This window comes from Rhizobium sp. UFLA01-1127 (assembly GCF_059803845.1).
Genome location: NZ_JAUQTZ010000026.1, coordinates 26,257 through 50,222, shown reverse-complemented (window position 1 = coordinate 50,222; position 23,966 = coordinate 26,257). Strand labels below are relative to the sequence as shown.

At 61.1% G+C, this 23,966-nt stretch carries 21 protein-coding genes; 12 read left to right on the top strand and 9 right to left on the bottom strand.

Translation table 11 applies throughout. The annotated features are described in order from the left end of the window. Positions 1–305 precede the first annotated feature (305 nt). The 3 genes from Q4Q11_RS09140 to Q4Q11_RS09130 all read right to left on the bottom strand — a co-directional run bounded on the left by Q4Q11_RS09140 (position 306) and on the right by Q4Q11_RS09130 (position 5,801). Positions 306–3,503, bottom strand: a complete 3,198-nt coding sequence (locus tag Q4Q11_RS09140; RefSeq protein WP_113213497.1) for an efflux RND transporter permease subunit — start codon at positions 3,501–3,503, stop codon at positions 306–308. 129 nt (positions 3,504–3,632) lie between these two features. Continuing rightward, positions 3,633–4,820 (bottom strand): efflux RND transporter periplasmic adaptor subunit, encoded by a 1,188-nt coding sequence (locus Q4Q11_RS09135; RefSeq protein ID WP_113213498.1) that lies wholly within the window; start codon positions 4,818–4,820, stop codon positions 3,633–3,635. A 168-nt stretch (positions 4,821–4,988) separates the two neighbouring features. Continuing rightward, positions 4,989–5,801, bottom strand: coding sequence for an alpha/beta hydrolase (locus tag Q4Q11_RS09130; RefSeq protein ID WP_112503456.1), 813 nt, complete (start codon positions 5,799–5,801; stop codon positions 4,989–4,991). A gap of 234 nt (positions 5,802–6,035) precedes the next feature. On the opposite strand from Q4Q11_RS09130, the gene Q4Q11_RS09125 reads away from it, so the two are divergent. Beyond that, a complete protein-coding gene (locus tag Q4Q11_RS09125) occupies positions 6,036–6,947 on the top strand; it encodes a LysR family transcriptional regulator (RefSeq protein WP_112503453.1) in 912 nt (303 codons plus the stop codon). Between the two features lie 91 nt (positions 6,948–7,038). Here the strand turns inward: Q4Q11_RS09125 and Q4Q11_RS09120 are convergent, their stop codons facing one another. Continuing rightward, the gene (locus tag Q4Q11_RS09120) at positions 7,039–7,497 is read right to left on the bottom strand and encodes a carboxymuconolactone decarboxylase family protein (protein WP_498569293.1); all 459 of its coding nucleotides are present in this window, start codon (positions 7,495–7,497) and stop codon (positions 7,039–7,041) included. Positions 7,498–7,630: 133 nt separating this feature from the next. Between Q4Q11_RS09120 and Q4Q11_RS09115 the strand changes: the two genes are divergently transcribed. Next, on the top strand, positions 7,631–8,515 hold the full coding sequence (locus Q4Q11_RS09115; protein ID WP_113222814.1) for a sigma-70 family RNA polymerase sigma factor: 885 nt from the start codon (positions 7,631–7,633) through the stop codon (positions 8,513–8,515). Between the two features lie 98 nt (positions 8,516–8,613). Here Q4Q11_RS09115 and Q4Q11_RS09110 read toward each other — a convergent pair whose 3' ends face one another. Beyond that, a complete protein-coding gene (locus Q4Q11_RS09110; protein ID WP_498569292.1) occupies positions 8,614–8,835 on the bottom strand; it encodes a helix-turn-helix domain-containing protein in 222 nt (73 codons plus the stop codon). After that, on the bottom strand, positions 8,754–9,374 hold the full coding sequence (locus tag Q4Q11_RS09105) for an AraC family ligand binding domain-containing protein (protein WP_498569291.1): 621 nt from the start codon (positions 9,372–9,374) through the stop codon (positions 8,754–8,756). The genes Q4Q11_RS09110 and Q4Q11_RS09105 overlap by 82 nt, the downstream gene beginning before the upstream one ends. 137 nt (positions 9,375–9,511) lie before the next feature. Here Q4Q11_RS09105 and Q4Q11_RS09100 point away from each other — a divergent pair, with 137 nt between their 5' ends. The 7 genes from Q4Q11_RS09100 to Q4Q11_RS09070 all read left to right on the top strand — a co-directional run bounded on the left by Q4Q11_RS09100 (position 9,512) and on the right by Q4Q11_RS09070 (position 16,655). Next, on the top strand, positions 9,512–10,471 hold the full coding sequence (locus Q4Q11_RS09100; protein ID WP_113213501.1) for a DMT family transporter: 960 nt from the start codon (positions 9,512–9,514) through the stop codon (positions 10,469–10,471). Positions 10,472–10,568: 97 nt separating this feature from the next. Continuing rightward, on the top strand, positions 10,569–11,291 hold the full coding sequence (locus Q4Q11_RS09095; protein WP_112503440.1) for a GntR family transcriptional regulator: 723 nt from the start codon (positions 10,569–10,571) through the stop codon (positions 11,289–11,291). Between the two features lie 102 nt (positions 11,292–11,393). After that, positions 11,394–12,674, top strand: a complete 1,281-nt coding sequence (locus Q4Q11_RS09090; protein WP_112503823.1) for a cysteine desulfurase-like protein — start codon at positions 11,394–11,396, stop codon at positions 12,672–12,674. Positions 12,675–12,829: 155 nt separating this feature from the next. Beyond that, positions 12,830–13,606 (top strand): HpcH/HpaI aldolase family protein, encoded by a 777-nt coding sequence (locus Q4Q11_RS09085; RefSeq protein ID WP_498569290.1) that lies wholly within the window; start codon positions 12,830–12,832, stop codon positions 13,604–13,606. Between the two features lie 195 nt (positions 13,607–13,801). Next, positions 13,802–15,010: a pyridoxal phosphate-dependent aminotransferase gene (locus Q4Q11_RS09080; RefSeq protein ID WP_113213503.1), complete on the top strand. Its 1,209-nt coding sequence runs from the start codon at positions 13,802–13,804 to the stop codon at positions 15,008–15,010. 80 nt (positions 15,011–15,090) lie between these two features. Then, positions 15,091–15,888 carry an ABC transporter substrate-binding protein gene (locus Q4Q11_RS09075; protein WP_112503434.1) on the top strand — a complete coding sequence of 266 codons (798 nt, stop codon included), beginning with the start codon at positions 15,091–15,093 and terminating at the stop codon, positions 15,886–15,888. Positions 15,889–15,980: 92 nt separating this feature from the next. After that, complete coding sequence (locus Q4Q11_RS09070; protein ID WP_113336704.1) at positions 15,981–16,655, top strand: amino acid ABC transporter permease; 675 nt, start codon at positions 15,981–15,983, stop codon at positions 16,653–16,655. A gap of 9 nt (positions 16,656–16,664) precedes the next feature. Here Q4Q11_RS09070 and Q4Q11_RS09065 read toward each other — a convergent pair whose 3' ends face one another. Together Q4Q11_RS09065 and Q4Q11_RS09060 are read right to left on the bottom strand one after the other, a co-directional pair. Beyond that, a complete protein-coding gene (locus tag Q4Q11_RS09065; protein WP_112503428.1) occupies positions 16,665–17,180 on the bottom strand; it encodes a MarR family transcriptional regulator in 516 nt (171 codons plus the stop codon). Positions 17,181–17,277: 97 nt separating this feature from the next. Beyond that, positions 17,278–18,846 carry a phytoene desaturase family protein gene (locus Q4Q11_RS09060; protein WP_498569289.1) on the bottom strand — a complete coding sequence of 523 codons (1,569 nt, stop codon included), beginning with the start codon at positions 18,844–18,846 and terminating at the stop codon, positions 17,278–17,280. Positions 18,847–19,236: 390 nt separating this feature from the next. Here Q4Q11_RS09060 and Q4Q11_RS09055 point away from each other — a divergent pair, with 390 nt between their 5' ends. The 3 genes from Q4Q11_RS09055 to Q4Q11_RS09045 all read left to right on the top strand — a co-directional run bounded on the left by Q4Q11_RS09055 (position 19,237) and on the right by Q4Q11_RS09045 (position 22,211). Beyond that, complete coding sequence (locus tag Q4Q11_RS09055; protein ID WP_113336707.1) at positions 19,237–20,019, top strand: cyclase family protein; 783 nt, start codon at positions 19,237–19,239, stop codon at positions 20,017–20,019. 71 nt (positions 20,020–20,090) lie between these two features. Further along, the gene (locus Q4Q11_RS09050; protein ID WP_112503420.1) at positions 20,091–21,680 is read left to right on the top strand and encodes a phytoene desaturase family protein; all 1,590 of its coding nucleotides are present in this window, start codon (positions 20,091–20,093) and stop codon (positions 21,678–21,680) included. 24 nt (positions 21,681–21,704) lie between these two features. Next, positions 21,705–22,211 (top strand): MarR family transcriptional regulator, encoded by a 507-nt coding sequence (locus Q4Q11_RS09045; RefSeq protein WP_112503418.1) that lies wholly within the window; start codon positions 21,705–21,707, stop codon positions 22,209–22,211. A 186-nt stretch (positions 22,212–22,397) separates the two neighbouring features. Here the strand turns inward: Q4Q11_RS09045 and Q4Q11_RS09040 are convergent, their stop codons facing one another. Then, positions 22,398–23,957 (bottom strand): indolepyruvate oxidoreductase subunit beta family protein, encoded by a 1,560-nt coding sequence (locus tag Q4Q11_RS09040; RefSeq protein ID WP_113213508.1) that lies wholly within the window; start codon positions 23,955–23,957, stop codon positions 22,398–22,400. Between the last annotated feature and the right edge of the window lie 9 nt (positions 23,958–23,966).

Here is a 23,966-nt window from a genome sequence, read left to right as displayed (position 1 = left end):
CTATCGGCCTCAGAAACCCACCCGATCTGCGGGCGGCTCCTCACGCCCGACGTACGTCAATCAACTTCTTCCAAAAGCTTGATAAACCTATGGTGCCAGCATGCAAAGGAAATCGGCGACCACACGGCAAATTCTTCGAAAAGCGCATTGGAGCCGAATGCTGCCCAAAGCCGCTCACACTTTCAGCATCCCGCCCCAGCATTAAATTAGTATAAACAAAAATACGGATTGCAAGACATAAAGGGCGGGACCTTTCGGTCCCGCCCTTGGCGCGTCGAGCACTGGAGTACCGCTCGGCACGGCCCCTATTCGGCGGCGATCGGGAGTACCTCCGCCGAATGTTCGTTGTCGTTGTGCGGGTGCTGCTTCAGCGGACGGTTGCCGGTAACGCTGCGGATCAGCACATAGAAGACCGGCGTCATGAAGATGCCGAAGAAGGTGACGCCGATCATGCCGGCAAACACCGCGACACCCATGGCTGCGCGCATCTCCGCGCCGGCACCGGTCGAGGTGACGAGCGGCACGACACCCATGATGAAAGCCATGGAAGTCATCAGGATCGGGCGCAGGCGCAGGCGGCTGGCCTCGATCGCGGCCTGAACCGGCTTGCGGCCGTCGAACTCCAGCTCGCGGGCGAATTCCACGATCAGGATCGCGTTCTTCGCCGACAAGCCCACCAACACCATCAGGCCGATCTGCGTGAAGATGTTGTTGTCGCCCCCCGTCAGCCAGACGCCCGTCAGGGCAGCAAGCACGCCCATCGGCACGATCATAACGATCGCAAGCGGCAGGCTGACGCTTTCATACTGGGCAGCCAGCACGAGATAGACGAGCAGCAGGGCGAGCGGGAAGATGATGATGCCCGAGCTGCCGGCCAGAATCTGCTGGTAGGTCAGATCCGTCCATTCGAAGCCGATGCCCGGAGGCAGCGTCTCGTTGGCGATCTTCTCGACAGCGGCTTGCGCCTGGCCGGACGAGTAGCCCTGTGCCGGCCCGCCGTTGATATCGGCGGCGAGGAAGCCGTTGTAGCGCGTCGTCCGTTCCGGCCCTGTGCTGGCCTCGACCTTCAAGAGCGCCGACAGCGGGATCATCTGGCCCGACGCCGATCGAACCTTCAACTGACCGATATCGCTTGCATGCGAACGGAACTGGGCGTCCGCCTGCACACGCACGCTGTAGGTGCGGCCGAATGCGTTGAAGTCGTTGACATAGAGCGAGCCCAGATAGATCTGCAGCGTATCGAAGACATCCGTCACCGAGACGCCGAGCTGTTCGGCCTTGGCGCGATCGAGATCGGCAAAGAGCTGCGGCACGTTGATCTGGTAGCTCGAGAAGATGCCCGTAAGCGCCGGCGTCTGATAGGCCTTGGCGAGGAACGCCTTGTTGGCCTCGTCGAGCGCCTGATAGCCGAGGCCAGCGCGGTCCTCGATCTGCAGCTTGAAGCCGCCGGTCGTGCCGAGACCCTGGACAGGCGGCGGCGGGAACATGGCGATGAAGGCATCCTGTATCGCGCCGAACTTCTTGTTCAGCTGCATGGCGATGGCCCCGCCCGACAGATTGGGCGTCGTGCGCTCCTCGAATGCCTTCAGCGTCACGAAGACGATGCCGGCGTTGGAAGAGTTGGTGAAGCCGTTGATCGACAGGCCCGGGAAGGCGATCGCATGTTCGACACCCGGCTGTTCCAGGGCGATTTTGCTCATCCGCTGGATGACGTCATCCGTGCGGTCGAGGGTTGCGCCGTCGGGCAGCTGGGCAAAGCCGATCAGATACTGCTTGTCCTGCTGCGGAACGAAGCCGCCGGGGACAGCCTGGAACAGATAGTAGGTCGCGCCGATCAAGGCGAGATAGACGACCATGACCAGGCTCTTCACCGACAGGATGCCGCCGACGCCCTTGCCATAGGCAGACGAGCCGCGATGGAAGACCTTGTTGAAGCCGCGGAAGAACCAGCCGAACGCAAAATCCATCACGCGCGTCAGCATATCCTTCGGCGCATCGTGACCCTTCAGCAGCATTGACGCCAGTGCCGGAGACAAAGTCAGCGAATTGAAGGCCGAGATGACTGTGGAGATCGCGATCGTCAGTGCGAACTGGCGATAGAACTGGCCCGACAGGCCGGAAATGAACGCCAGCGGCACGAAGACGGCAACCAGCACCAGCGCGATCGCGATGATCGGGCCGGACACTTCCTTCATGGCGCGATAGGTCGCGTCGCGTGGGCTCAATCCGTTCTCGATGTTGCGTTCGACGTTTTCGACGACGACGATCGCGTCGTCCACCACGATACCGATCGCCAGCACCAGGCCGAACAGGCTGAGCGCATTGATCGAGAACCCGCAGATATACATCACCGCGAAAGTACCGATGATCGAGACGGGAACGGCGATCAGCGGAATGATCGAGGCGCGCCATGTCTGCAGGAACAGAATGACGACGATGACGACGAGCACGATCGCTTCGAGCAGCGTGTGCACGACCTTGTCGATCGACGCGCGTACGAACTGCGTGGTGTCGTAGACGATCTCGTACTTCACGCCGTCAGGCATTGCGGTCTGCAGCTCGTTCATCGTCTTGACGACGTTGTCCGAGATGGTGATCGCGTTGGAACCCGGCGACTGGAAGACCGGGATTGCGACCGCAGGCTTGCCGTCGAGCAGCGAACGCAGCGAATAATCGGCGGCGCCGAGTTCGATGCGCGCGACATCGCGCAGGCGCGTAATCTCGCCGTTGGTGCCGCTCTTGACGATGATGTTGCCGAATTCCTCCGGCGTCGTCAGACGGCCCTGGGCGTTGACGTTGAGCTGCACGTCGATGCCGGGGACGCTCGGCGACTGGCCGATGATGCCGGCAGCAGCCTGGATGTTCTGCGCGCGAATAGCGTTGGCGATATCGCTTGCCGCCAGACCGCGTTCGGCCGCCTTCTGCGGATCGACCCAGACGCGCATCGAATAGTCGCCCGAGCCGAACACGCGGACCTGGCCGACACCGTCGATGCGGGCGAGCCGGTCCTTGATGTTCAGGGTGGCATAGTTGCGCAGATAGGTGATGTCGTAGCGATTGTCCGGCGAGATGAGGTTGACCACCATCATCAGGTCGGGCGAGCTCTTGACCGTCGTAATGCCGAGATCGCGCACGTTCTGCGGCAAGCGAGGCTCTGCCTGCGAGACGCGGTTCTGCACGAGCTGCTGGGCCTTGTCCGGATCGGTGCCGAGCTTGAAGGTGACGGTCAGCGTCAGCAGACCGTCCGACGTCGCCTGGCTGCTCATGTAGAGCATGCCTTCGACACCATTGATCTGCTCTTCGATCGGCGTTGCCACCGTTTCGGCAATGACCTTCGGGTTTGCGCCCGGATACTGAGCGGTGACGACGATCGACGGCGGTACGACTTCCGGATATTCGGAAATCGGCAGCAGCTTCAGACCGATCAGGCCGGCGACCACGATGAGGATCGAAAGCACGCCGGCAAACACCGGACGGTCGACGAAAAATCTTGAGATGTTCATGGCAGAACCCTCTCCACGAGTGAATCAAGGGACACGAGGTCCAGGCCCGCGGCCCAAGAGGCGCCACGGGCATTGCAAAATTGAAGCATTGGAATGAACGGCCGGAAGCTTCAGCTTCCGGCCGGATAATTACTTGGCAGCGACCTTCTCTTCCGGCTTGGGATCGACGACGGCGCCTGGGCGAACCCGCTGCAGACCGTTGACGATGATCCGGTCACCGGCATTCAGACCCGACGTGACGACGCGCAGCCCATCCGACGTATCACCGAGATTGATCGGGCGATATTCGACCTTGTTGTCTGCGCCGACCACGAAGACGAACTTCTTGTCCTGGTCGGTGCCGATTGCGCGCTCGCTGATCAGCAGCTTGGTCTCTGCCTTCGGCTGGCCCATGCGAACCCGCACGAACTGACCAGGGATGAGACGTCCGCCGGGATTGTCGAAGACGGCGCGAACGCTGACGGTACCGCTTGCAGCATCGACTTCATTGTCGATCAGCTGCAGCTTGCCCTTGATCGGCGTGCCGTTGTCGCTTGCCGTGCCGATCTGAACAGGGATCTGCTCGACCGGCGGAACGGCGCCGCCGGTGGCGGGCAGTTCGGCCAGCGCGTGGGTCACTGTCTGCTCGTTGGCGCTGAAGCTCGCATAGATCGGATCGACCGAAACGAGCGTCGTCAGCGCCGGAGACGAGGAGCCGGCTGCCACGAGATTGCCGACGGTGACGGCGATCTTGCCGACACGACCGGCGATGGGCGCGCGGACCTGCGTATAGTCGAGGTTCAGCTGCGCCGTCTGCAGGGCCGCATCCGCAGCCTTCAGGTTGGCGACCGCCTCGGCATAGTTGCTGGCGCGTGTATCCATGTCGCTCTGTGAAATGGTCTTGTTGTCGGAGAGCTTCTGGCCGCGGTCGACTTCGACCTTGGCGAGATCGAGTTTGGCCTTTGCTGCACCAACCTGCGCCTGGGCCTGAGCGACGGCCGCCTCATAGGGTGCGGGATCGATCGTCACCAGCAGGTCGCCCTGCTTGACCAAGGCCCCTTCGCGGAAATGCACCGATTGAATCGCTCCCGCAACACGCGGCCGGACCTCAACGCGGTCGATAGCCTCGAGCCTGCCGGAAAATTCCTGCCAGGATGTGACGTCGCGCGGCTCGACAGCGGAAACGGTGACGGGAATGGCTGGCGGTGCCGCCTGACCGGCCGTTTCGGTTGCCTGAGCGCCGCGCGGCAGCTCCAGATAGAAGGCTGCGCCTGCAACTGCCGCAGCAACACCCATGCCGGCGCCCCACAGGACCCAGCTCTTACCGTTGGACTTCATGTTGGTCTCCTTTGGCTCCGTCTTGGGATACGGGACCGAAAATTCCTATCGTCTCAATAAATTAGGGGCCAGAAGCACTGCGCATCCGCGCAATTATCGCTCCGGTCTCATGCCTTCGACATCAATCCGATCCACGGCCATCCCCAGCGGACTGAATGCTCTTGTCGATCAAGCCTGCACGTCTTCGACAAAGCCCTTGAAACAACAGCAAATGTCCTGCTGCCATGAAGGCCTGTCCTTCGACTGCCCGCCGTAGAGAGTGGGCCAGCCTGTCCCGGCGGGGAGGACTTGCTGGCGAACACGGACGCCGGCCGCTTTCAGCCGACTGCCGTATTCCATGCTCTCGTCGCGGAGCGGGTCGTCCTCGGCCGTGAGCACCAATGCCGGCGCGAGGCCCGAAAGCCGCGAACAGTATCGAGGCGCTGCATAAGGGTGACAGACACCGCCCAGGAAACCCAGGTAACGGTTCCAACCCTCCGTCCAGCGCTCGCGCATGCCGCTTTCCTCCGCCTGGAGGAAAGATTTCGATCCCATGAAAGGATCAAGCAAAGGCGATATCAGCACCTGTCCGTCCAACGAACCGGGCATCTGATCGCGCGCCTTTAAAGCGACGCCCGCTGCAACATTGCCACCCGATTCCTCTCCGGCGACAAACAGCAGCGATTTTTTCGCTCCGCCCAGCGCAAGCATGTTCCGCTTGTTGCTGAGGTAGGCGAGAATCCCGTAGGCGCATTCGAGCACCTTCGGAAAGGCATTCTGATTGCCGCTCGTATAATCCGCGGCAACTACGATGGCACCGGCCTCGGCGAGGCTTGCGGCCACCGGTCTGTTGGTCGCATGATCGGTATCGAAAAAAGCGCCGCCGTGCAGATAGAGCACGAGAGGTGCCGCCTTCTTCAAACTCTCGCCGTTGTAGATCCGAGCTTCGACCGGCCCCGTAGGCACGTTTTCCAGCACAACATCTTTCCACGGCGCACTCATCGACCCAAATCCCTGTCTGCTCGAGCGAATATGTTCCAATCCGGAAGCGGTTTATCACGCTTTACGATCATATTCTCGAAAATGCGGTCTTTGGCGCCCCCATGCCGCATTGCAACAATCACGATAAAAACATATTGTTATTCCGCTTCGAGAATAAGTATCTTATATTCGATCAGACTATTCAGGATAACAAACAATCGACCTCCTTTCCTGACGGTCGAGGGACATCATAGAATGGATCAGTTGTCAGCAATGCGGGCATTCGCGCGCGTGGTGGAGACGGGTAACTTCACCCGCGCCGCGGCTGCCCTTTCCATGCCGAAGGCGACGGTGACGACGCTCATCCAGTCGCTGGAAGCGCATCTGCATGCGAAGCTTCTCAACCGGACGACCCGACGCGTCATGGTGACGACGGATGGCGCGCTCTATTACGAACGTGCGGTCCAGATCCTCTCGGAAATAGAGGAGCTGGACGGCAGCATCAGCAATTCGCAGAGCCTGCCGAGCGGCCGCCTGCGCGTCGAAATGGCCGGCGCCTTCGCCGAGAAGATCGTCATGCCGGCACTGTGCGATTTCCATCAGCGCTATCCCGATATCCATATCGATCTCGGCGTCGGCGACCGGCTGGTCGACTATCTGGCCGAAAATGTCGATTGCGCGCTGCGTGCCGGCATGCCGAGCGACCAGTCGCTGATCGCCCGCCGCGTCGGCGAAATACACCTCGTGACCTGTGCGGCTCCGCTCTATATCGAGAAGCATGGCGTCCCGGAACGGCCGGAAGAGCTGGAGACCAGCCACTATGCGGTCAGCTATTTCCGCGCGCAAACCGGCAGGACGATTCCTTTCCTTTTCGACCGAGGCAACGAATCGCTGGAAATCACCCCACGCTATATCCTTTCGGTGAACGACAGCCGCAGCTATGTTCAGGCGGCGATGCAGGGGCTCGGCATCGCACAGGTCCCGAGCTTCATGGTCAGGGATGCGTTTGCCGCGGGCGACCTCGTGCCCATTCTCGACGGCTGGACCCGACCTGCTCTGCCCATGCACATCGTCTATCCGCCCAATAGACATCTCAGCAACAAGGTCCGCGTTTTCGTCGATTGGCTGGCGAAATTGCTGGTAACCTCGCGGGTCGGGGAAGCGTGAGAGGCAGCCCGCCTTCTCCTTCAACGAAACGGGCCTGCCAGTGCCGAACAGCTCCTTCTCCCCAGGGGGAGAAGGACATTTCCGCAACCGGTCAGCTCCAGGAAGCGCCGGCCTGCTGGCGGACCGTCGAGTTCAACCGGTTCCAGACGTTGTCGAGCGCGATCGCAACGATGAGCGCGGACAGCGCCTTTTCGTCATAGTGTCTTGCGGCTTCATTCCAGATTTCGTCGGTCACGGCATCCGGCCGGTCGGCAAGCCGCGTGACAGCCTCGCCAAGTGCAAGCGCCGCGCGTTCGGCATCCGAGAAATAGGGCATCTCCTGCCAGGCGGACACACCGACGATGCGCTCCATGGTCTCGCCATCTTTCTGCAGCTTGCGAAAGCCCATGTCCGTGCAGACGCTGCAGCCGTTGATCTGGCTGACGCGCAGATGCACGAGGTCCATGATATTTTCCGACAGACCGCGATCCCTAATCGAATTGCTGACGGCCAAAAGCGCCTGCAGCGTTTCGGGCAGAACGAGAACCGGATTCTTCATACGAGCTTGCATATTTCTTTCCTCTGATTGTGAGAGCCTGTTGCGGCTCGTCTTACGACGATGCACCTTCCTGCCGATCCGATGTCACACCGGCCGGATTTCGTTCGTCATGGGTTTGACGGAGCAGGATGAGGAGATGTGACCGATGGACGAAAAAAAGTGGCAGGCTGAGAAATTCGAGGCGAACAGGCCGCACCTGCGCGCTGTCGCCTACCGTATGCTCGGCTCGCGCAGCGAGGCCGAAGATGCCGTGCAGGAGACATGGCTGCGTCTCATGAGGAGCGATACGTCCGAGGTTGAAAATCTGAGCGGCTGGTTGACGACGGTCACGGCGCGCATCTGCCTCGATCTGCTGCGGTCGCGCAAATCCCGCCGCGAGGAGCCGCTGACCATCCATGTTCCCGAACCTATGGTGGTGCATGAGGCCGGCAATGGCACCGACCCGGAACAGGACGCATTGCTGGCGGACTCCGTCGGCCTCGCTTTGCTGGTGGTCCTGGAAAAGCTCAATCCGGCCGAGCGGCTTGCCTTTGTCCTGCACGATATGTTCGACATATCGTTCGATGACATCGCCCCGATTCTGGGGCGCACGACGGTGGCGACTCGCCAGCTCGCAAGCCGCGCCCGCCGCCGCGTGCAGGACACGCCGTCGGCGACGGAGGCCGATCTCACCCGCCAGCGCCACGTCGTCGACGCCTTCTTCACAGCCTCGCGTGACGGTGACCTGCAGGCACTGCTCGCCGTTCTCGATCCCGAAGCCGTCTTCCGGCCGGATGCAGTTGCCGCCCGCATGGGATCGGCTGGCGAAATCCGCGGGCGCGCAGACGTCGCGAAGACTTTCCAGGGCCGCGCACGAGGAGCTCGATTGGCCGTTATCAACGGCGCGGTCGGTGCCATCGTGGTCATCGGTGGGCAGCTGCGCATCGCCCTTCGTTGCACCCTCAATGCAGATGGCATGATTACCGTCATCGACGCGATGGCCGATCCGGAAGAATTGTGCAAGCTAGAAATCGTGTTGATCGAGCCATAGAGCATTTCCGCTTTTCCTCGAATCGCGAAAACGCTCCATCCCTTTGTTCTTACGCTATTCCTGACGGAAGACCACTTTTCCTGGAAATGCTCCAAGACCTATCGCATCTGCGTCGGGCTAGTCCCGGTCAGCCTGCGGAACATAGCAATAAAGGCCGACGTATTGCTGTAGCCCAATTGCGTTGCGATCCGGTGCACAGGCTCGCCTGCCTCAGTCAGTGACAGCGCGGCGACAAGCTTTAGTCGCTGCCGCCACTCGTTGAAAGAAAGACCGAGATCGTTCTGGCACCGGCGCGACAAGGTACGCTCGGTCGTCCCCATCCTGCGCGCCCATTCCGCGAGGGAATGCCGTCGCCGGGGTCGGCCTGCAACGCATTGAGTATAGGGCCGAGCAGCGGATCGTCTGAAAGCGGCAGGTAGCTCTCGCAGCGCGGTGCCAGACGAATCTGATCGATCAAAACCTGTGCAAGCCGTAAATCCTCGGCTGTTTCCGGTATGGTGACATCGCGAGCCGCGAGATCGGCGGGGATCGCCTTCAATAGTGGACTGAGACTGAGCGTCGTGGGTCTGTTCGGCAGATCGATGCAGAGCGAACGTTCGACATAGACGGTTACATAGCGCAGATCATGCTTGTTATAGGCGCCATGCATCGTATCCGGTGGCAGCCAGATGGCATAATGTGGCGGCGACAGATAACGTACACCCTGAATGTCGAACTCGCAGACGCCGATAAGCGCATAATTGAGCTCGCCCCAAGGCTGGCTCTTGTTTGGAAAAACCGTGCCCGCCTTATAATTCTCGGTTCGGAAAGAAACCGGGGTCGGCGGATCGCCCTCGATGCGCGGAGGCCTGACGGACATGTCTTCATTTCGCTACCGTTGTCTTGATCTCGCTATATACCACAATTCGGACAGACGGTAGAAAAGCTTCCGGATGGCGACCTATGCCCGCCTCCTTCATTTCGTTCTGGGCTAGAAGACGACGAGAGACCATTCACATGAGCACCCAGCCGAACGCTTCCGCATCCATCGTCAGTGCGGCCGGACTTGCGCCCCTGCTCACCGTCTTGATCTGGTCCGGCAATACCGTGGTCACCAAGGCATCCGCCGGCGTAATCTCTCCAGGTTCCATCTCCTTCTATCGCTGGCTGCTCGCCTTCGTCGTGCTCCTGCCCTTTGTCGGCCGGGCGGCATGGCGCAATCGCGAGCTGCTCCGGCAGCACTGGATGAAACTCGCTGCGCTCGGTGCCCTTGGCATGGTGATCTATCAGAGCCTCGCCTATGAAGCGGCCAAGACCACCTCGGCCGTCAACATGGGCGTCATGATCGCCTTGATGCCGCTTCTCTCCACAGTGCTCGCCGGCATGCTGGCGGGCGAACGGCTCACCGTGGCGAGCCTGATGGGCGGCGCCATCTCGCTGATCGGGCTCGTCTATTTGACATCGCAGGGCGATCCGATGCGCCTTGTGAATGGCGGCTTCCATATCGGTGACGGGCTGATGATCATTGCTGTTCTCTCAAACGCACTCTATGGCGTGATGCTGAGGCGCTGGGCGATGCCGCTGCCGATGTGGCAGCAGCTTTTCTGGCAGATCGGCTTTTCGACCCTGTTGCTCATCCCGATCTTCCTGATGGGCGATATCTCGCCGGTCACCACGGCCAATCTGCCCCTGATCCTCTACGCGGCGATCCCGACCTCGCTTGTCGCGCCGTTCTGCTGGATGATCGGCATCCACAGGCTTGGCGCGAGCCGCACCTCGTTGCTGATCAATCTGCTGCCCATCATCGTTGCGGCACTGGCCTGGGCGCTGCTTGGAGAACAGCTGCATTCCTATCATGCCATCGGCGGTGCGCTTGCCCTCGTCGGCGTCGGCATTGGCTTACGAAAGGCCCCGCCGAAAGCTGATCAGACGACGTCTGCGGCAGATGGGACCAGTTGGGAGGCCGAGGAAGCCTGACCGGCGCTCCGAGAGCCCTTTCCTTTCGCCCGCCCTTCGTTCTACCATACCCTCGTTCTACCATGAGCGAGTCCCCATAAGCGAAGAGGAAGCGAGCGTGCGCATAGCCCTGGAACCGGTGTCCTCCAGAACGACGATCCAGGAGAGCGTCTATCAGCAGCTCAGAAATGCGCTTATGGCCGGCAATTTCGATCCCGGCCAGACGCTGACCATCGCCTCGCTGGCCGAAACCTTCGGAACCAGCAACATGCCGGTGCGCGAGGCGCTGCGCCGGCTCGCGGCTGAAAATGCGCTGGAGGTCGCAGCCAACGGTTCGGCCCGCATCCCGATCGTCACGCTTGCCCGGCTGAACGATCTTTGCCGCGCCCGCATCGCCGTCGAAGGTCTGGCTGCCGAACTCGGTTTTCCGAACCTCACCGTCAGCGACATTGAGGCGCTCGAGCGTATCGCCAGAGAGCAGCATGTGATCGGTCGCGGCGCCAATGTGTATGACCTCATGGCCAAGAACCAGCAGTTTCATTTCACCGTCTACCGCGCCTCCGGCTCAGAGGTGCTGCTGCAGTTGATCGAGACCCTGTGGCTACGCTTCGGCCCGTACATGCGCATGCTCTCCGCCTCGGTAGAGCCTTTGATGCGCAACGGCGAACTCGATCCCGCCGGTGAGCACGTTACCATCGTCAATGCGTTGAAGGCGGGGGACTTCGCCGCCGCCCGCGACGGTATCGTCGCCGACATCAGCCGCACCCACGAAATCCTGCAGGATTACTGTCCGGCCACGCAGGATGAGCCGCGCAAGGGCTCAAGCTCCGGTCGCCGCTAGCTTCCTCCAAAAAACAGACGGAGGAATTTGGTTGAACCTTAAAGTATTTTGTGATCAAATGATCAAAACTGAGATTTCAATCCCGTTCAGAGCGAGATCCCCATGAGCTCCTCCCCTTCCGCATCGCAATTCGCCGGCCACAACAGTTTCCCGATTGATGAGATCCGCGCCATGTTTCCGGCCATTCGGAAGGCTGGCGATTTCGTCTTTCTCGACAATGCGGGCGGGGCGCAGGTGCCGCAGACAGTGGTGGATGCGGTTGCCAACCACCTCATCGATTTCAATGTCCAGCGCATGGCAAAATACCAGCATAGTCAGGGCGTCGACCGCAATCTGGAAGAAGCGCGCGAAAGCGTCGCCATGCTGGTCAACGCCTATCGCCCGGAGGAAATCTCCTTCGGCCAGAACGCCACCTCCTTCATCCGCCTTGTCAGCCTCGGCATTGCCAAGCTGCTCGGCGAGCGCAACGAAATCGTCGTCACCGATATGGATCACGATGCCAACATCGCCACCTGGATGGCGCTGGAAGCCGACGGCGCCAAGATCGTCTGGTGGCGCATGCGTGAGGACGGCGCCCTGCATGTGGAAGACCTGAAGCCGCTGCTGAACGACAGGACCCGGCTCGTCGCCTGCACCGTCACGGCCCACTCCATCGGTACGATCGTCGATGTCGCAGCCGTCTGCAAACTGGCCCAGGCGGCCGGCGCCGAAACCTTCCTCGATTGCGTTCATTACGGACCGCATGGCCTGATCGACGTGCAGGCCTGGGGCTGCGATTATCTCGTCTGCTCCGGCTACAAGAATTTTTCGCCGCATATGGGCTTCCTCTGGGGCCGCTACGACGCGCTGGTCAAGCTTCCCACATTCAAGGAAAACTTCATTCCGGACGTGCCGCCCTACAAGATCGAAGTCGGCACCTTCACCTATGAAAATGTCGCCGGCATGAATGCCGCGGTCAAATATCTGGAAGGTCTCGGCCGTCGCTTCCTGCCTGATGGCAACCATAGCCGCCGCCAGGCGCTTGCCGCCGCCATGGGCGCGATCCGCCAATACGAGCTGATGCTGTCACGCGAGATGATCGCCGTTCTCAAGCGCCACGGAGCTACTATCTACGGCATCTCCGACGAGAACCGCCTGGAGCAGCGCGTACCCACGATCTGTTTCAACATGCCAGGCATCACGCCGCAGGAATTCGCCGATGAGATGGGCAAACGGCGCATCGGCCTGCGCGATGGTCACATGTTTGCCCCGCGCCTGATGAAGCGCCTGGGCCTTTCCATGGAAACGGGTGCCATCCGTGTGTCGCTGGTGCATTATAATAAGGTCGAGGAGATCGCCCGGTTCGATGCGGTCCTGACCGAGATCATGGCGCGGCGCAGGTAAGCCGCGCCTGTGAGCGGTGGCGGCGCCCGAACAACTCCGCCACCGCAAATGCCTCCGTGCCACAGTTGTTTAGAACTCAAAGCAGATTGCCGTTCCGCAGTTGTATCTTTCGGTCTATCCCTCGCGGGAAGAGCCATTGAAATAAGAGGATGACGATGAGCGATTTCCGCCGGAACTGCATCGAGCAGAAGCTTCTCATCGGTACGTTTGCGGCTATCCCGCATCCAGTCGCCATCGAAGTCACGGCAGCCGCAGGCGTCGATTTCCTTTGCATCGACTGGGAGCATTCGCAGATCGGCCGCGAACGTATCGAGGATCTGATCCGCGCCGCCGATGTCCATCGCGTTCCCGCCATGGTCCGCGTACCGGGACATGCGGCGGAAGATATTGCGGCCGTTCTGGATGCAGGTGCTGCGGGCGTTCTCGTGCCTCGTGTTTCGACGGCGGAGCAGGCTCGCGCCGCCGTGAAGGCTACCCGCTACCCCCCGCTCGGCACACGCGGTGTCGGCCCTGGCCGTGCTGCGGCCTATGGCTACCGCATTCCGGACTATCTCGCCAAGGCCAATGACGAACTGCTACTTGCGATCCAGGTCGAAACGGCCGAGGGGCTTGCCAATGTCGCCGAGATCGCTGCAGTCGACGGCATCGACCTCATCTTCGTCGGCCCTGGCGATCTGTCGGTTTCGATCGATGCGATGGGTCCTGCGGGCACGGACAGGCTCGATGCCGCGATCAGATCAATCACGCAAACGGCTTTGTCCGCCTGCCGCGCGGTCGGCATCTTCCGTCCTTCATCGGATGATATCGGCGCATGGTCGGAAGCAGGCATAAGCTTCTTCATGCTGGCAAGCGACACGATGTTTCTAGGCGCCAGCCTGGCCGCCGGGGTTGATGCTGCAAGAGCGGGCAGACGGGGCGGCGGGAGGAAATAAAGCTGATTTTTATCAGATGCTTATCTCAAAGGAATGGCAACGTGAAATCGAGCAGGGAGGCAGACTTTTTAAGCTTAAAATTTGTCCTTGAAATACAATTGTTTTTGGATAACCATTCGAAATTGAGGGGTCGCCCGACTGAGAGCGTCCGCGACCGTTTGAACCCCTCAGCACCGAATTCCCAGGGGAAATTCCTTGTCTCTTCTGCCGCAGCATAACTTGCCGAACGCAATATCAGGCCGCGATGCCCTCGAAGGTATCCGCGCCCAGATCCGCGACATGCGCACGGACAATATCGCCGTGCTGGCCAAGCGCGCCCGCGAGCTCGGCGGCGTCATTCCGCTCTGGTTCGGCGAAGGGGATATCGTAACGCCAGAGTTCATCCGCGATGCCGCGAAGAAAGCGCTCGACGATGGCGCAACCTTCTACGTTCCAAACATGCGCGGATTGGCGACGCTGAACGAAGCCCTGTCGGACTATCAGACGCATTGGCATGGCCGCCCCATCCCGATCGAGCGCACGACGGTCGCGCCCGGCGGCATGCAGGCGCTCTACATGGCGCTCGAACTGCTCGTCGATGTCGGCACCAACGTCGTCTACGTCGCACCGCAATGGCCGAACATCCACAACGCCATCCATCTCATTGGCGGCGAGCCCCGCGCCGTATCGCTCGATTTCGATACCGACTGGCGGCTCGATCTCGACAAGCTTATCGCCCGCTGCGATGCCCGCACGCGCGCCATCTTCCTGTCGACGCCCTCCAATCCGACGGGCTGGACAGCCTCGCGCGAGGAGATGCAGGCGCTGCTCGACTTCAGCCGCCGCACCGGCATCTGGATCATCTCCGACGAAGTCTATGCTCGCCTCTACTTCGATAGCGAAATCGCGCCGTCGATCCTGCAGGTTGCCGAGGATGGCGACCGCGTGATCGCGATCAACAGCTTCTCGAAGGCCTGGGCGATGACCGGCTGGCGCGTCGGCTGGCTGACGCACCCATCGGCTGTCGCCGATCAGCTGGGTGCCATGACGCAGTATATCAACAGCGGCACATCGGCCATGGTCCAGGCAGGTGCTGCCGCCGCTCTGCGCGAAGGCGAGCCGCTGGTCGCCGAAATCCGCGGCCGGATCAAGGCCGGCCTCGATCTGGCCTATGAAAAATTGCCCAAGATACCGGGCATGATCCTGCCGGAAAAGCCGCGCGGCGGCATGTATGCCTTCTTTGCGCTGCAGGGCGAGCCCGATGCGACGGCACTGTGCGAGCGCATTCTGGAGACAGCCCGCGTCGGTTTGGCGCCGGGATATCACTTCGGCGAGTCGTCGCGTGCATTCCTGCGCATGTGCACGTTCCGCGAAACCGAACAGATGCGCATTGCGCTCGATCGCATGGTCAACGCGATGACATGATACGGCCGCCGGTCTGGCGGACGGGAATACCGCGGGTGAGAGGAAAAGCCCGCAGCCATAATCAGAGGGAGACTAAGAACATGCCCATTACTCGTCGCAGTCTGCTGGTCCTTGCGACCGCCGTCGGCCTGGCCGGCGGAAGCCACTTAGCGTATGCCGCCGATGTTCTGAACGTCGGCTCCTATCCGAACAACCCGCCCTTCGAATACAAGACCGCCAATGGCAGCTTCGAAGGCTTCGAGGTCGATATCGTCAACGAAGCGGCCAAGCGCGCCGGCATGACGACCAATATCGCCGACTACGGCTTCCAGGCCCTGTTCGCGGCAACGAGTTCCAAGCGCATCGACGTGGCGATCTCGTCCATCACGATTACGCCGGAACGCCTGAAGTCGCAGTCCTTCACCCAGCCGTATTACGATTCCGACATGGGCGTCGCCGCCAAGGACGGCAGCTCGATCAAGACGCTTGCCGATCTCAAGGGCACGGTCGTCGGCGTGCTTTCCGGCTCCACGGGTGAAAAATGGGCCAATGACAACAAGGCCGCCCAAGGCTTTGCCGACGTCAAGGGCTACAACTCGCAGCAGGACATGTTCCTCGACCTCGGCGCCGGCCGCATCGATGCCGTCGTCAGCGATATTCCGGGCATGCAGTATCTCTTCGTCAAGACCAAGGGCTTCGCCATCAAGGATCGCATCAAGACCGGCGAACAGTACGGCCTGATGATGACGAAGGATTCGCCGCTCGTCGCCAAGATCAACGATGCGATCACCGCGATGAAGAAGGATGGCTCGCTGGAAAAGATCCACGAGAAGTGGTTCGGCAGCAAGGCGCCGGCAGGCTCTTCCACCGTGACTGAATTGCCTATCCCCAAGGCGTGATCAAAAGATCATTATTAAAATGAGCTGCGCCGGTCGCAACGACCGGCGTGGACGTGAGAAATCATATCTTCGTCCTGCACACGGGAGCGCCGATGTCTTTCGTCGATACCTTCTTCAATACCGACGTCATGATTTCGGCCTTCCCGCAGTTGGTGCGCGGGCTCTGGATGACCATCGCGCTCGGAGTGGTCAGCATCCTGATCGGCGTGACCGGCGGCCTCGTCATCAGCCTGATCCGCCTCTATGCACCCAAGCCTTTGCAGCTTCTGACGATCGCCTATATCGACATCATGCGTGCCATGCCGATGCTGGTCGTGCTGATCCTGATCTATTACGCCCTGCCCTTTGTCGGGATCAGCTTTTCCGCATGGTGGTCGGCGATCCTCGGCTTTTCCATCGTCCTTGCCGCCTATTCGGCGGAAGTCTTCCGCTCGGGCATCGAAAGTGTGCCGCGCGGCCAATTCGAGGCGGCCGCAGCCCTCGGCATTCCCTTCCTGATCACGCTCTACAAGGTCGTGCTGCCGCAGGCGGTCCGCATCGTCATCCCGCCGACGACGAGCAACTGCGTCTCCATGTTCAAGGATACGTCGCTCGCTTCGACCGTGGCACTGCCCGAATTGCTCAAGGAGGGGCAGAACGCACAAGGCTTCTATGCCAATCCCTCGCCGCTGATCATGGCCGCACTGATCTACATCATTCTGCTTTGGCCGATGGTGCGCCTCGTCAGCGTGCTGGAAAAGAAATTCAAGAACGAGCGCGCCAGATAAGCGCCACCATCAATCGAAATCGGTGCCCGACAGATGGTTGCTCACCGATGATTTCACCGCGCCGATATCCCGCCACAGCTCCCTGACGATGGCGGGATCGACATCCGCCATCATGTCACGCAGCCAGCCCTCATGGGCCGCGGCCATGGCGCTGAACGAAGTCTCGCCCTTTGCCGTGAGCTTCGCGACCGTCACGCGCCGGTCGCCATCGGGCGTCACGCGCTGCACAAGGCCATCCGCTTCCAGCCGTTCGACCAGCCCCGTGACATTGCCGTTGGTGACCATGGTGCGCTTCGACAGCTCCCCAAGGCGCAACCCCTCGCGCTCGCGATAAAGCTGCGCCATCAGATCGAATTGCGGCAGGGTCGCCCCGAACTCGTTGCGCAGCCGGCGCCGGATTTCCTGCGAGATCAGCTTCGTGGTCGACAGCATGCGCAGCCAAAGCCGCAGCTCCAGCTTTTTGCCTTCCTGCGCGCCCTGGACGATGATCTCCAGATCAACGATTGCACTTTCGGACTCTGCCATGACGTCGCCTCGATCTATCGTTCCGCATCGCTCATCTGAGCGATCTAGGGGACGATATTTGAAATGTCAAAGGTTTGGGCGTCAAGTCGTATGAGGGTCACCTGGCCAGCATTTTCCCCAACATGAAACCCGAACCGGCACCCGTACCAGCACCCGGCCATGTCGAAGCCCCGCACATGTAAAGCGATCCCACGGGCGTCTTGTAGCGCGAATAGCCCGCGACGGGGCGGAACAGGAAATTCTGGTCGAGATGATGGCTACCCGAAAGGTTGTCGCCGCCGACAAGGTTCGGATTCTCGCGCTCCAGATCGACGGGCGAAAAGACCGAGCGCCCCAATATCTTCCCGCGCAAGCCTGGAGCACAGCGCTCGATGAGGTCAAGGACGCGCTCCGCATAGGCATCCTTGACCTCGTCCCAGCTCGCACCGGTGATTTGACCCGTCGCGTCGCCATGGAACTGCGCCGGCAGAACGCGCACTTGAATCCAGAGCACATGCTGCCCGGAAGGTGCACGCGACGGATCGATGGCTGTGGGCTGCCCGACCACCAGCGCAGGCTCGGCCGGCAGCAGACCGCCCATCGCCTCGGCATAGACGCGCGACATCATCTCGAGATCGGGTGCGATATGGACATAGGCGAAATTCTGGAGCGCCTTGCCCGCCGTCCAGTCCGGAAGGCCCGACAGCGCCAGATGGATCATCATCGTGCCCGGTCCGGCGCGAAAGCGCGATATCTTTGCGTCGAATTCCTGGCGTGCGGGATCCCCATCGAGGAGCTTGCCGAACAGAACCTGCGGATGGACATTGGCGATGACGGCACGTTTCGCCTCATAACGGCGTCCATCGGCAAGGACGACACCTGTCGCCTTGCCGCCAGCCGTGACGATCTTGTCGACACGAGTACCCAGCATCAGCTCGCCGCCCTTGCTTTTCAACACGGCCACCATCGCCTTGACGATCGTATCCGCACCGCCCTTGCCGATCACCATCCCGAAGGCCTGATTGGCCATGGATTCGAGATAGGGAAACAGCGCGCCACCGGCGACGTCAGGCGCAAAATCGAGATGCAGCCCCCAGGCAGCCATCATCGTCTTCAGCTTGGCATTCTGGAAGCGGGCATCGAGAAAATCGCGCGGCGAGGCGAAGAGCATGCGTGCGGTATCGTAAAGCCAACCGGTTCCCTTCTGCCTCCAGGCTTTCCAAACGACTTTGGCCGCGGCCATCGATGGCATGGGCGAACCGAGAAGACCGAAGATGTGCGGTGCGTCCGCACCGAACGCCGAGAGCATGTGCCGCCAGGCTGCGGCATCGTGCGGCGAGATGTCGGCGATCGCGCCTGCGGTCTTTTCCAGATCGGTGCTGACGCCGAGATAGGTGTTGTCGCGGAAGACGCTGGCAAAACAATCCGCAGCAGGCACGAAGTCCAGCCCTTCCGCCGAGAGTTCGTTCCTGTATTGCGCAAAGAAAGCCGAGCCGGCAAACATGGAGAGGTTCATGGCACAGAGATCGTGCCTGAAACCGGGCAGCGTCACTTCGCGGGTCTTCACCGCACCGCCGGGTTCCGCATTGCCCTCGATGACGGCAACCTTCCAGCCCTTGGAAGCCAGATGCACCGCCGCTGCCAGGCCGTTGTGGCCGGCTCCCACTATGATCGCATCATAGCTCATCGCTTGCCCTCTCTCGTCGATTATTATTGTCACATGCATACATCTTGAGTTTTAAGCTTCAAGTATCAATCGGCACGAACTTTCGGAAGAGGACGCAATCAAGAGTAGCAACGTCTCGAATTTTATCGAGTTTTGCTACATTGTTTCAGCGACTTGCCGATATCCCCGTCGTAAGAAGGACAGTCCACCTTTGCCCTCTGGGAGCATTCGGGAATGCTTGCAATATCATATATTGTGACATAGGCTCCCTGCATTCTGCCACCGCGCGGACCAAGTGTCAGGAGGAAAGGCACCCGCGCCCGGCGATACCGACTTCACGCCCGATCCTGACCAAAAGAGCCCAAACGGTTCTTCACATGGGATCATGCGATAACAAGGGGAACTAGAAAAATGACCGCTACCGCACTCACCAGCCTCGCCTCGGCCCTGCTTTCGGGCTCCGTCAAGGTGGTCGATCTTACCGCGCCGCTCGGCCCGGATACTCCGGTGCTCTACCTGCCGCCGCAGTTTGGGAAGAACACGCCGAACGTCAAGGTTCATACGATCTCCGAATACGATCAGGACGGCCCGTTCTGGGCTTGGAACTGGCTGGAACTCGGCGAGCATACCGGCACTCACTTCGATGCCCCCTGTCACTGGATCACAGGCAAGGACAATCCGAACAACACGACGGACACCATCCCGCCGCAGAATTTCGTGGCACCGGTCAACGTCATCGACCGCTCCAGGGAAGCCGCTGCCAATCCCGATTACCTGCTGACGGTTGACAGCATCAAGGAGTGGGAAGCTCAGCATGGGACGATCGAAGCCGGCAGCTGGGTGCTGCTGCGCACCGACTGGTACAAGCGCAACGGTTCCACCGAAACTTTCCTGAACGCTGACGAAAACGGCCCGCACTCCCCCGGTCCGACCGCCGAGGCGATCGAATATCTCTTGACCAAGGGCATTATCGGCTGGGGTTCGGAAACGATCGGCACCGACGCCGGATCGGCCGGCGGCATGAACCCGCCCTTCCCGGCGCATAACCTCATGCACAAGGCCAACCGCTATGGCCTCGCCAGCCTCTCCAATCTTGACCAGCTTCCGGCCAAGGGCGCCGTGCTGATCGCCGCGCCGTTGAAGTTCGTCAAGGGCACCGGTTCGCCGGTTCGCGCACTGGCCTTGATTGCATGATAGGCTGGAAAGGCGGGAGCCTGGGGCTGGCTCCTCCTTTCCGTTCATCTTACCAATGAGGGGCGGCGGCAATGGGCGATCATGATTACATCATCGTCGGCAGCGGCATAAATGCGCTTGTCGCTGCTGCGATGCTTGGCAAAAAGGGCCATAAGGTGCTCGTCCTCGAGCGCAACGACCGCATCGGCGGTTGCCTGCGCACCGAGGAGATCACCGAGCCCGGCTTCATCCACGACGTCATGGCGACGACCATGGTGCTGTTCCTCACCTCGCCGGCCTATGGCGCCATCGGCAAGGATCTCGAGGCACGAGGCCTGGAATTCGCACATGCAGACCTTCCGACAGCCGTGCTGCGGCCCGACGGTTCGCACGTCATCTTTTCCAAGGACAGGCGGCGAAACATCGCCACCTTCGACGAACTTGCGCTCGGTGACGGGCAGACCTTCTCCCGCGAGATGGAGGCGCTAGCCGCCGACGCTCCTTTCCTCTTTTCCCTCCTCGGCGGCGCGCTATGGTCGGGATCGATCCTGAAGACAGTCGGCAAGCAAGGCTGGAACCGCGGCCTGCGCAAGCTAGCAGCCTGGTTTGGCGATGCCCTGACGCCGGCACGTGGTTACCTCGAAACCAACTACAGGTCCGAGGACATTCACGCACTCTGGGCGCCCTGGGTGCTTCATTGCGGCCTCGGACCGGAAAGCGCCTATTCTGCGGAAATGCTGAAGGTGATCGGCTTTGCGCTGGAGCTGGGCGGCGCGCCGATCGTCAAGGGCGGCGCCGCGAACCTGCTGACGGCCTTCGAACGGCTGATTGCCGATCATGGCGGCGAAATCCGTGTAAACGCCGATGTCGAAGCCATTATTCCAGGCCCCAATCGCCGCGCCGATGGTGTCCGCCTTGCGAATGGCGAAACGTTGAGCGCAAAGACAGGCGTAATCTGCTCCGTCACCCCCAACCAGCTTTATGAGCGCCTGATAGCCGATTGGCCGGATCCGCTGCCGGCAGAAGTCCAAACGGGTGTTGCCAGCTATCGCTACGGCAAGGGCGACATGCAGATTCACTATGCGCTCTCCGAGCCGCCGCGCTGGAAAGCCGACGACGAACTCGGCAAGGTCGCGCTGCTGCATCTGACCCCCGGTCTCGACGGCGTGTCGCGCGCCGCCAACGAATGCGAGCGCGGGCTATTGCCGGCCGAACCGACCGTCTGCGTCGGCCAGCCGGTCGCTCTCGATCCCAGCCGCGCGCCGGACGGAAAATCGATCCTCTGGCTGCAGCTGCCCGAAGCGCCGCGTCATATCAAGGGCGATGCCGCCGGCGAGATCGAAACGCCTGAGGACGGCCGATGGACAGAGGAAGTGCGCGAGCGCTACGCCGATCGCGCCGAAGCCCTGCTTGCGAACCAGATCGAGAACTTTTCCAGCATAAAGCTGGCACGTCGCGCCTATTCTCCGGCTGATCTCGAAGCAATGAACATGAACCTTGTCGGCGGCGATCCTTATGGCGGCTACTGCGGCCTCGACCAGTTTTTCATCTGGCGTCCCTTCAAGTCATCTGTTAACCACCGCACCCATATAACGGGCCTATACCATATCGGCGCTTCCGCGCATCCCGGTCCAGGCCTTGGTGGGGGCTCCGGCTTCCTGCTCGCATCATCGCTGAAGTAACACGTTTCCTAGGGAGTATCGTCGATGGAGGAGCGGTTTTCAGGCACCGTTTTGAGGCGCAAGCGGGATGAGAACGCGAAACGCCCGACCATGGGCGAAATCGGCCTCAATCACTTCGCGCCCTACCTGATGAACCGGCTGATGGCGCGCTGGAACGCCAATCTGCTGGAGGAGCTACGCGAATACGACATGACGACCGCGAAGATGCGGGCGCTCGCCGTTCTCAGCGTCTCTTCCAGCCTCACGATCAACGAGCTCTCCGTCTTCGCCGTGACCGAGCAGTCGACCATGAGCCGCACCTTGGACTCGCTCGAACAACAGGGCTATATCCGCCGCCAGCCTCGTGCCGAAGACATGCGCATCCGCGACGTCTCGATTACGGAGGAAGGCCGCGCCGCCTTCGAGAAGGTATGGCCGACCATGTACGACCTCTTCCTGCAAATGTTCGACGGCGTCGACGAGGCTGAATACCGTACCTTCATCTCGACGCTGCACAAGGTACTGCACAACATCAGGAAGCATGAGATCTGAAGAGATCGGAGTGTCTGTGGCCGCCCCGTCCTTCGAGGCATCTTTCCGCTGCGCTTCAAGATGCACCTCAGGATGAGGCGGAGCGAATTTCGTAACCAGCGCAAAAGGCTAGCCCTAATAGTGAGGTGCGGAGGGCCGAAGGACCGGAGCCTCGAACCACGAGGGTGAGTGGTTGAAACGACTCCATCACAGCGTCTCCACAGTCTTCAGCGCCCCATCAAGCGCAACACCCTTCTCGTCCAGAAGTGCAGCCTGCCTCAGCCGCTTCATCCAGGCGGCCCCGTCCTCGCGATCGCGCAGCATCGGCAGGGCAGACATGACGCGATCGAATTTCGAAAGCCCGCGCGCATGCGTATCGGAATAGCCTTTGACAAGGCGGCGGTTGCCGAGCACCTCGACGGCAAGATCGTAATTCGCGGCCAGCAGATTGGAGGCCGCCGCGAGCCAGGCTTCCCGATGCTCGACCTCTCGCGCATGCCGCAACGTGCCGCGACGGATACGGCGTAGCGCCGAAAGCATGTGGAGGCCGAAGAACCAGAACAGCGTGCCAGTCTGAACGCGGCGTCCCTTATTGACGAAGCGGTCGAGCCGGGCAAAGAGGCGGGGCCGGTTTTCGATCCAGAGTCCCATCGCCTTCGGCATCGTGCCGCAGACCTCATCCATGCGAGGGTGCATGTATTCGGTCATGTAGACGATCTGATCGTCCTTGGCGCCGACCTCCTTGCGAACACGCTCGAAGCGCGAGCCACGCACCTTCAGATCGGCGACGCGAATGACGTCGTCGTAGGCCATGGCCACAGCCACATATTTCGCTGCCTGCGCGGTGAAGGCAAAGTCCCTGCTTGCGCCGCCCGCCTTGCGATCAAGCGCATGAAGCGCCGCGACACGGCTCAGATATTCGTCGGCATAGGCCGGGTCCTGATAGTCGGTCAGCTTCTTGACGCCGGCAAACAGCAGGGGCCAGGCAACTTCCGGAAATTCGGAGCGGATGCGATTGACCAACCGATCCAGAGCCGGATGACCGGCTGTCTCCGGCAGGGCATCGAAATGCTTCGGCGGCGTTGCGGAAACCGCATCGCGGGGCTTTTCCTTGACCCTCTCGAAGGCGGCATTGAACGCCTTCAGGCTGGGCTCGATACCCTTGCCGCCGGCGCGGATCATCGCCTCGAAAGCCTGCTTTGCGAACGGCAGCGCGCCGGAACCGGCCAAAGCGCCGAACATGGATGCGGAAATCACGCTGCCATTCCTGACGGCCATCGTCTCCATATCGAACGCGATAGTCCGCTTTGCCGCGAAATCCGTCGCCTCGACCACCACTCCGGGATTGCCGATGCCATCGCCGGGCTTCTCTTTCTCGCCGACCGCAAAGGAGCGGTGCGTCGAGGCGATCAGCACGGTCTTGTCCGGCGTCACCAGGCCACGCAGCACGGAACGGCCGGCCTCCATCAGTTCGGCCGCCATGACGACATCGACATCGCCGGGTGTCGGCATCAGCGAAAAGATCGGGGCGTGACCATCCTTCGCCGGCAGCATTTCGATATAGTAGATTGTCGCGCCCGTCCGCTGCGCGACGCCGGGCACGGACGTCGTCTGCGCCATCCAGCCTTCGGCTTCGGCAAGCCCGACGATCCAGTCGGCCAGCACGCCGCCGCCCTGCCCGCCCATGGCGAGAATGGCAAGCGACAGCGGCTTGTCCGTCGAAAGCCTGTTGGTCCCAAGATCACCCATGCTCACATGCTCGTTCATATCGCCCTC

Excerpts from the sequence above, each read along its gene's own strand:
- Q4Q11_RS09140 (WP_113213497.1), bottom strand. The coding sequence starts at position 3,503 with ATGAACATCTCAAGATTTTTCGTCGACCGTCCGGTGTTTGCCGGCGTG.
- Q4Q11_RS09135 (WP_113213498.1), bottom strand. The coding sequence starts at position 4,820 with ATGAAGTCCAACGGTAAGAGCTGGGTCCTGTGGGGCGCCGGCATGGGT.
- Q4Q11_RS09130 (WP_112503456.1), bottom strand. The coding sequence starts at position 5,801 with ATGAGTGCGCCGTGGAAAGATGTTGTGCTGGAAAACGTGCCTACGGGG.
- Q4Q11_RS09125 (WP_112503453.1), top strand. The coding sequence starts at position 6,036 with ATGGATCAGTTGTCAGCAATGCGGGCATTCGCGCGCGTGGTGGAGACG.
- Q4Q11_RS09120 (WP_498569293.1), bottom strand. The coding sequence starts at position 7,497 with ATGCAAGCTCGTATGAAGAATCCGGTTCTCGTTCTGCCCGAAACGCTG.
- Q4Q11_RS09115 (WP_113222814.1), top strand. The coding sequence starts at position 7,631 with ATGGACGAAAAAAAGTGGCAGGCTGAGAAATTCGAGGCGAACAGGCCG.
- Q4Q11_RS09110 (WP_498569292.1), bottom strand. The coding sequence starts at position 8,835 with ATGGGGACGACCGAGCGTACCTTGTCGCGCCGGTGCCAGAACGATCTC.
- Q4Q11_RS09105 (WP_498569291.1), bottom strand. The coding sequence starts at position 9,374 with ATGTCCGTCAGGCCTCCGCGCATCGAGGGCGATCCGCCGACCCCGGTT.
- Q4Q11_RS09100 (WP_113213501.1), top strand. The coding sequence starts at position 9,512 with ATGAGCACCCAGCCGAACGCTTCCGCATCCATCGTCAGTGCGGCCGGA.
- Q4Q11_RS09090 (WP_112503823.1), top strand. The coding sequence starts at position 11,394 with ATGAGCTCCTCCCCTTCCGCATCGCAATTCGCCGGCCACAACAGTTTC.
- Q4Q11_RS09085 (WP_498569290.1), top strand. The coding sequence starts at position 12,830 with ATGAGCGATTTCCGCCGGAACTGCATCGAGCAGAAGCTTCTCATCGGT.
- Q4Q11_RS09075 (WP_112503434.1), top strand. The coding sequence starts at position 15,091 with ATGCCCATTACTCGTCGCAGTCTGCTGGTCCTTGCGACCGCCGTCGGC.
- Q4Q11_RS09070 (WP_113336704.1), top strand. The coding sequence starts at position 15,981 with ATGTCTTTCGTCGATACCTTCTTCAATACCGACGTCATGATTTCGGCC.
- Q4Q11_RS09065 (WP_112503428.1), bottom strand. The coding sequence starts at position 17,180 with ATGGCAGAGTCCGAAAGTGCAATCGTTGATCTGGAGATCATCGTCCAG.
- Q4Q11_RS09060 (WP_498569289.1), bottom strand. The coding sequence starts at position 18,846 with ATGAGCTATGATGCGATCATAGTGGGAGCCGGCCACAACGGCCTGGCA.
- Q4Q11_RS09055 (WP_113336707.1), top strand. The coding sequence starts at position 19,237 with ATGACCGCTACCGCACTCACCAGCCTCGCCTCGGCCCTGCTTTCGGGC.
- Q4Q11_RS09050 (WP_112503420.1), top strand. The coding sequence starts at position 20,091 with ATGGGCGATCATGATTACATCATCGTCGGCAGCGGCATAAATGCGCTT.
- Q4Q11_RS09045 (WP_112503418.1), top strand. The coding sequence starts at position 21,705 with ATGGAGGAGCGGTTTTCAGGCACCGTTTTGAGGCGCAAGCGGGATGAG.
- Q4Q11_RS09040 (WP_113213508.1), bottom strand. The coding sequence starts at position 23,957 with ATGAACGAGCATGTGAGCATGGGTGATCTTGGGACCAACAGGCTTTCG.